At 44.4% G+C, this 6,512-nt stretch carries 7 protein-coding genes; 3 read left to right on the forward strand and 4 right to left on the reverse strand.

Annotated elements, in window-relative coordinates; genetic code table 11:
• Positions 1–212: 212 nt before the first annotated feature.
• Together GBAG_RS02220 and GBAG_RS02225 are read right to left on the reverse strand one after the other, a co-directional pair.
• Positions 213–1,325 (reverse strand): helix-turn-helix domain-containing protein, encoded by a 1,113-nt coding sequence (locus GBAG_RS02220; protein WP_034493080.1) that lies wholly within the window; start codon positions 1,323–1,325, stop codon positions 213–215.
• Positions 1,326–1,334: 9 nt separating this feature from the next.
• Positions 1,335–2,054 (reverse strand): hypothetical protein, encoded by a 720-nt coding sequence (locus GBAG_RS02225; protein ID WP_034493082.1) that lies wholly within the window; start codon positions 2,052–2,054, stop codon positions 1,335–1,337.
• A gap of 236 nt (positions 2,055–2,290) precedes the next feature.
• On the opposite strand from GBAG_RS02225, the gene GBAG_RS02230 reads away from it, so the two are divergent.
• The gene (locus GBAG_RS02230; RefSeq protein WP_034493084.1) at positions 2,291–3,259 is read left to right on the forward strand and encodes a toll/interleukin-1 receptor domain-containing protein; all 969 of its coding nucleotides are present in this window, start codon (positions 2,291–2,293) and stop codon (positions 3,257–3,259) included.
• Positions 3,260–3,446: 187 nt separating this feature from the next.
• On the opposite strand, the gene GBAG_RS02235 is transcribed toward GBAG_RS02230, so the two are convergent.
• Both GBAG_RS02235 and GBAG_RS02240 read right to left on the reverse strand, forming a co-directional pair.
• Positions 3,447–3,653 (reverse strand): helix-turn-helix transcriptional regulator, encoded by a 207-nt coding sequence (locus GBAG_RS02235; protein ID WP_034493087.1) that lies wholly within the window; start codon positions 3,651–3,653, stop codon positions 3,447–3,449.
• A 121-nt stretch (positions 3,654–3,774) separates the two neighbouring features.
• Positions 3,775–4,353, reverse strand: a complete 579-nt coding sequence (locus GBAG_RS02240; RefSeq protein WP_034493089.1) for a rolling circle replication-associated protein — start codon at positions 4,351–4,353, stop codon at positions 3,775–3,777.
• A gap of 476 nt (positions 4,354–4,829) precedes the next feature.
• On the opposite strand from GBAG_RS02240, the gene GBAG_RS02245 reads away from it, so the two are divergent.
• Together GBAG_RS02245 and GBAG_RS02250 are read left to right on the forward strand one after the other, a co-directional pair.
• Complete coding sequence (locus tag GBAG_RS02245; RefSeq protein ID WP_034493091.1) at positions 4,830–5,402, forward strand: hypothetical protein; 573 nt, start codon at positions 4,830–4,832, stop codon at positions 5,400–5,402.
• A 121-nt stretch (positions 5,403–5,523) separates the two neighbouring features.
• The gene (locus GBAG_RS02250; protein WP_034493092.1) at positions 5,524–6,387 is read left to right on the forward strand and encodes a GTPase family protein; all 864 of its coding nucleotides are present in this window, start codon (positions 5,524–5,526) and stop codon (positions 6,385–6,387) included.
• Positions 6,388–6,512 lie beyond the last annotated feature (125 nt).

Here is a 6,512-nt window from a genome sequence, read left to right on the forward strand (position 1 = left end):
TCCGCTTGAAGAAATGTCAGAAAAATGTCCAAATGAAATTGTTTTTTTAGCACGTACAGTAAATATTAATAACACTGCCGCCCAATTCTATTATTTGCAAGGAGTTGTACATTGATATAATGATTTTTTGGATAGAAATGAACATGATATCTAATGCTTTACAAGGTCGGCAGCTGTTAAAAACATGGTAAATAGTTACCATGTTTTTAGATCTATTTAACCAAACTTAAATGTGGAGGACGTTTACCTGATTTTTGCTCAGTCAAGCCTTCCCCAGTGATGGAGCCCATAAAGAAGCTATTGCTAAACGTAAGGGCACTTACTTCATCCGCAGGGAACCGTAGTTGTTCGAGGATCGTACTACGTTTGATCCCATTTGAACGTAGTGCTGAAAACACCTTTTCTAATACAAGTGATCTCTCACGATCGTCCATACCTTGTGGTTCGCTGGTTCGATACCCCCGTCGAGCTAATTCAATTGATAACTGTCGATAATGCCATTCGGTAGATAAACCCACATCGAATGTGCGACGGACCAAAGCTGCAAGTGACACTTTCCAATTTTTTTTCAATGAGATAAGTAGATCCAGCGATGGCATTCTTGGGACCGTAGCCAAAACACTACGTTCAGGCATCAGAAAAGCTGATGCAAAGCGGTCGGCATCTAGTTCAGCTTGTCTGCCATTATTGCTTGAATGTTTGTGAAGAACTAAATGACCTAATTCATGAGCTGCATCGAAGCGGCTACGCTCCGGTGTTTTCATTGTGTTCAGAAGAACAAATGGTTTTTCGTCAATCCAAAACGAAAAAGCATCAACTTCAACGCAATTTTCAGCGAGCGAGAATACACGTACACCATTAGCCTCCAGAAGGTGAATTAAGTTAGAAATCGATAGTTCACCGACTCCCCAGTGTTCTCTCACTGCTCGGGCGGCACGATCAGGTTCCGAATAACCATCGAAGCTACAATCAGGAATATTGGGTTTCGGTAGTTTGAATTGTTCTTCAATCCAGATTGATAACTCTTGGGCAAGTTTGCCTGCTCCAAGCGCGGAATCTCTCTTCTGTGCACTTAGCTTAGTCATTGCACGAAAACTAACCGATTCAGGAGCAAGAGAAGGGACGTCTCTGTCGAGGAAAAATTCAACAGGGTAACCAAGAACAGCAGAGATTTTATCCATACTGTCACTGGCTACAGCATCAAAGATACCAGCCTTCTCATAGTTAGAAATCGTTCTGCTGGTCAATTCAGCTGCTTCGGCTAAAGCTCTTTGTGTCAGACCTCTTCGTTCTCTTGCTATACGTAAACGCTCTGAATTAAACATGGTACATACTTAGCCTACTTTTAAAATGTCGAGGTCGATATCCGGCGTAAATAGTGGTGCATCATTACTCTGGATAATCGGCTCAGGTCCGTTAATATCAAGTATCAAACGCGTAGAAAAGCTATTGACTACATTTTTATCGTTGTACGAGATCGGTCGAGAAAGCTCTGCACGGATACCTACACGGTGAAAGTCATCGATTTCATAAAAATCGTAGAGTAAAAACCATAAGTCCATTCCGATTTTATTCGGCAGGAGAGGTACAACATCACCTTCGGGTAGATCAAGGTCCAACTTAAGTTGGGTATCGTCGAACTTGAGGTCTCCTTGTCCTGGGGTATTGTTGTGAATCAACCCCATCAGATCGCAAGTAAAGTCACCTTTCTTCAGGCGAGATTCGGGGTATCCATGAAGAAGCCCAGTTTGATCGCAGCCACGGCATAGGTAAATTGCAACATTATCGCTAACGGTTAATTCAACATTTCGAATAGATAGCCGTTTGTACCCTTTTGGCGCAAGAATCTCACGAGCGCCGCTAACTCCCTCACCATAAAAATACTGCCCACGTGAAATTGCAGGGTGGTTTTGGGTTGTTGAGTAACGGCCTGATAACCCTCTTTCGAGGATTCGACCAAGATCACTTTGGCTGAGATTCATAGGCTGTAGATAGGACTCAACGTCACTAGGGTCAGCCAGCACGACAGTTTTTGCGAGATTGTGAGAGTACATTGGCATTGCCTCTTATGTATTTTCTGTTTTTTATACCTCAATTGAGGTGTAAAAACAAGAAAATTACTGGATGCAATGCCAGTGGAAGCGTATTGCTAACCTGACTATTAAAGTGCGTGAAAAGCAAAAAAATTCGGAAAGTAATACCCTAAATAATAGTGAGAAAAGTGACCTTTACCTATATCTGAGGCAGAATAGAGTTAGTCAATTGCTGCGCCTCAGGAGTCTGCACCGCCATGATTAGCCTTGTTTTTTCTTATTCTCATGTAGATGAAGCACTACGCAATGAGCTCGAGAAACATCTTTCGCCCCTCAAGCGGATGGGGAAGATCACTACATGGCATGACCGCCGCATCGATCCTGGGTTGGAATTTGAACATCAGATTGATCATTATTTTTCCGAAGCCGATATTATTCTTTTGCTCATCAGTAGCGATTTCATCGCCTCCGATTACTGCTATCAGGTTGAAATGGCCAACGCGATGGAACGTCACAAGCGGGGTGAGGCAGTGGTCATTCCGGTGATCTTAAGAGAATGCGCTTGGCACCAGTTACCGTTCGGCAGCATTATGGCGGCGACAATCGACGGTAAGCCTATCACCAAATTTGCTAGCCACGATGAAGGTTATGTTCAGGTCGTCGATGCCGTCTCACGTGCTATTGCCAGTATGGAAGCGAAAAGACCACAACAGAGTGCGCATATCCCTTCTCCTGTTCTGGGGAATCCAGTAACAGAGACGGTTTTTAATCCACGCTCCAATAATCTTTTTTTGCCAAAAATCTTTACCGACCTTGATAAGGATCGAGCCCGGCGCGAAGGTTTTGAGTATGTCGCTCGTTATTTTGAGAACTCGTTGGATGAGCTCAGGAAGCGCCATGCTGGGTTAGACTTTGATTTTCAACGGCCTGATGCAGATTCTTTCACCTGTGCGGTGTACATCAACGGAAGCAAGGTTGGTCAGTGCGGAATCTGGTGTGGCAGTCGTAATATGGGATTTGGGGATATCTGCTACAGCCAAAGCGGTGTGACTCGCAATAGTTGCAATGAAAGTCTTAGTGTTGCGGATAATGGGCAAACACTTGGCTTCCGCGCCCTGATGGCATTTGGTTACAGCAATTCAAGGGACTCGTTGCTTACTAACGAAGGTATGGCAGAGCATCTATGGGATATGTTCTTTAGCCCCATTAAACAGCGTAATCGCTAAATGTAACCCGTATCAGTTCAACTGATACGGCCATGCTTATAACCAGCCAAACTCATCCCGGCTAAGGTAATGGCAGATTTCTAATTTTCGCTGTCGGATGGCTACTCGTCGTGTTCCTCTGTAATCTTATCTACGATGAATAGCAATTGATGTTGACTATGCTGAGCATAAGATTGCTGGATTTAATTTATGTCCGGGATTCGTAGATACGATAATATAACCATTCTTCCAGATCGCTTTTTAACCAACGGGAAGCTCTGCCTGGCTTAATCGGTTTAGGGAATGCCCCATCCTGTATCAGCTTATAGAACCATTTATCGCTCAGGCCAGTAAGCTGGGTAATGAATTTCATATCAATGAATTGATCTTCAAGTAGTGCAGGTTTTGTATACATGATGATGTGTTCCGGTTAAGGATGAATAACCGGAGCCGTTAGTTAACTAATGGTTACTGCCAGCCCCTCCACATCAATGGCTTCTGTTGTAAAAAAACTTCGGCTCAATGTTTACCTGTTGCTATTCCTTCCTGGGCCTGCCTCTACGGCTGCGTGGTGGTATAGCATTCATACCTGCAATAACACCCCGGGACTTCTGTTCAGACTTGGCCAAGTAACTGATTACGTAACGTAGTTCATCTACTGCTTGCCTATTGCGGTGATCCACTATCGTTCCGGAATTAGCAACGAAATGTTTTTTCCGTACACACAGATGAAAGAGACCTTCATCGTCAGTCAATCTGCGCCATTCTTCCCCTATCGCACGCGAAGTTGGATAACATTTCCGATGCTTCTGCCCATCAAGATAAATCATGGCATGCACATGCAATCCCTTACGCTGCCTGTATTCAATTACCCAGTAGTACCCAATAACCATCTTTCGGCCAATTACCACGTCCATCAGGTGCTGTATCTCGCCCTCCATCTCATCCATGAGATTACGCTGCGAGCGTTCACTTCCTTGTTTCCAGCCAAAATCCATACGAAAAGCCAGTAAGCGGGAATAACGCTCAAACATTTCATCCAGGTGGTGGTTTATATCTTCGAGAAGAAAACGATGCATAGGGTAATTAGGGTTGGCATTGTAGGGTTCTTTCATGATCTATCCTCAAACTAAATGGGGTTCAATAGATAGATGTGTGATGTATTTTTTATACAGGGATGAGTATTGATTACAGGAGGGGGATGGTTAACTCCGGGTGATAATACTAATTAACCTTAATTCAGTAAGAACAGATGGTTTCAGGGATTCTCTCGCAGGTTCGCAGGGTGGTCTTACACGGGAAGAAATGTGTGCGCGAAATCTGAAGTATTGCAGTGCGATCTGGCGCTTTACTGGCCTCCGTGATAGGTTGTTATGCATAATCAACAAAATGCATAACAATTATGATAAAGAGAATAACATTTAACACCGATGATAATTTAACGATTGATTCAATCGACAGGTATGCCGAATCCAATGGCACGTCACGTTCGAAAGTAATATGTGAGTTATTACGATCCACTGCACCTATTCTTGATTTTGTGACATATCAAAATAGAATTACTCAGGAGGTTGAAAGCAGGCTTTTTAGCATGTTTTATCATGAGGTCCGTCACTTCGAAACGCAGCAGCATAAAGATGATTCCACGCTGAAGTATCTTCATTTGCTGTCTGAGAAACTTGTTTTTCGTATTCGATCTGAACCAATAATGTCCTTTTCTCTTCCAATGTTTGATGAATGGGATTCTTACAAAAAAGAATTTAAGGCAAAGATAGAAGAAAATATTGAAGTTCATATGCCAGAAGATGACGGTATATCTAAATATGTTTACTTATGTATAAAAAAGCATCCTGTTGAAAAGTTCGAGTTCGATTTAATCCAGATAACAATTCCATTTTTCATGGTTGACAAGTATTTGTTTGATATCCAATCAATCTGCTATGTTCGCGCTATTGATTTTTGCAATATTGGAATTAATGAATACATGCAGAGAAATAAGAAGTATCTGTATACAGCGTATCTTTCATGGGTTCCTGTTGCGGCCTTTCGGGATGGGTTTATTTTTGTTGCAGCTTTGCACATCGATAAAGCGTTGCCTAATCAACTATACCCTCCTAAGGTCACCATAAACTTCCCTTACGAGTACTGGAAGTATTTAGGGTAATTCAATAGAAAATTATCGTTCAAACTATATTCAGATATATATCATTTTCATGAACATACCAGCAAAACGGCAGAACTTCACGGTCCTGCCGTTTTTAGTTTTATTTATCGCAGGAGTTGTCATGAATAATCAGCTAGGTTTGCAGCCATTAAACCATTCACTTTCCGGCGTGCCGCAATGGGTGTCTGAACGTATATTGCAGCAGATAAATCAATTAACCCACTACGAGCCAGTGATCGGCATTATGGGTAAAACCGGGGCGGGAAAGAGTAGCCTGTGCAATGCTTTGTTTGCCGGGGAGGTATCTCCGGTCAGCGATGTGGCGGCCTGCACCCGTGAACCTTTGCGATTTCGTCTGCAAGTCGGTGAGCGCTTTATGACCATCGTGGACCTGCCCGGCGTGGGCGAAAGTGGCGTTCGCGATACCGAGTATGCTGCGCTGTACCGTAAACAGCTTCCCCGGCTCGACCTGGTGCTGTGGCTGATTAAAGCTGATGACCGGGCACTGGCGACTGATGAGCATTTTTACCGTCAGGTGATTGGTGAAGCATACCGACATAAAGTGCTGTTTGTTATCAGCCAGTCGGACAAGGCCGAGCCCACCTGCGGTGGAGAGCGATTGTCCACAGAGCAGAAGCAGAACATCAGCCGCAAAATCTGCCTGCTGCATGAGCTGTTCCAGCCCGTGCATCCGGTGTGTGCCGTGTCGGTCCGCCTGCAATGGGGATTACGGGTGATGGCAGAGCGGATGATTAAGTGTCTGCCACGCGAGGCCAGCAGCCCGATGGTGGCACAACTGCAATCTTCCTTTCGTACGACCACAGTTCAGGAGAAAGCGCGTAACGATTTTGGTGAAACCGTAGGTGCCGTACTCGATAGCATCAGTGCCTTTCCCCTGATACCAGCCCCGGTGCGGGCCGTCATTCAGGCCGTGCGCATCACAGTGGTGTCCGTGGCCCGTGCCGTCTGGGATTTCTTCTTCTGAGAGTTTAATTCCAGCCTGTTACTCCCTGAGCTCTGTCGCCTGTGCGACGGGGTTTTCTTTTATTGTTTTTCCCGTTATGAGGAGTCTGCTTATGACCCGTCTGGCTTCGCGCTTTGGCGCAGCAT

This window comes from Buttiauxella agrestis ATCC 33320, assembly GCF_000735355.1.
Lineage (GTDB): Bacteria > Pseudomonadota > Gammaproteobacteria > Enterobacterales > Enterobacteriaceae > Buttiauxella > Buttiauxella agrestis.

What these genes read in the sequence shown, in the direction of transcription:
- GBAG_RS02220 (WP_034493080.1), bottom strand. Translation starts at nt 1,325, where the DNA reads ATGTTTAATTCAGAGCGTTTACGTATAGCAAGAGAACGAAGAGGTCTG.
- GBAG_RS02225 (WP_034493082.1), bottom strand. Translation starts at nt 2,054, where the DNA reads ATGTACTCTCACAATCTCGCAAAAACTGTCGTGCTGGCTGACCCTAGT.
- GBAG_RS02230 (WP_034493084.1), top strand. Translation starts at nt 2,291, where the DNA reads ATGATTAGCCTTGTTTTTTCTTATTCTCATGTAGATGAAGCACTACGC.
- GBAG_RS02235 (WP_034493087.1), bottom strand. Translation starts at nt 3,653, where the DNA reads ATGTATACAAAACCTGCACTACTTGAAGATCAATTCATTGATATGAAA.
- GBAG_RS02240 (WP_034493089.1), bottom strand. Translation starts at nt 4,353, where the DNA reads ATGAAAGAACCCTACAATGCCAACCCTAATTACCCTATGCATCGTTTT.
- GBAG_RS02245 (WP_034493091.1), top strand. Translation starts at nt 4,830, where the DNA reads ATGTTTTATCATGAGGTCCGTCACTTCGAAACGCAGCAGCATAAAGAT.
- GBAG_RS02250 (WP_034493092.1), top strand. Translation starts at nt 5,524, where the DNA reads ATGAATAATCAGCTAGGTTTGCAGCCATTAAACCATTCACTTTCCGGC.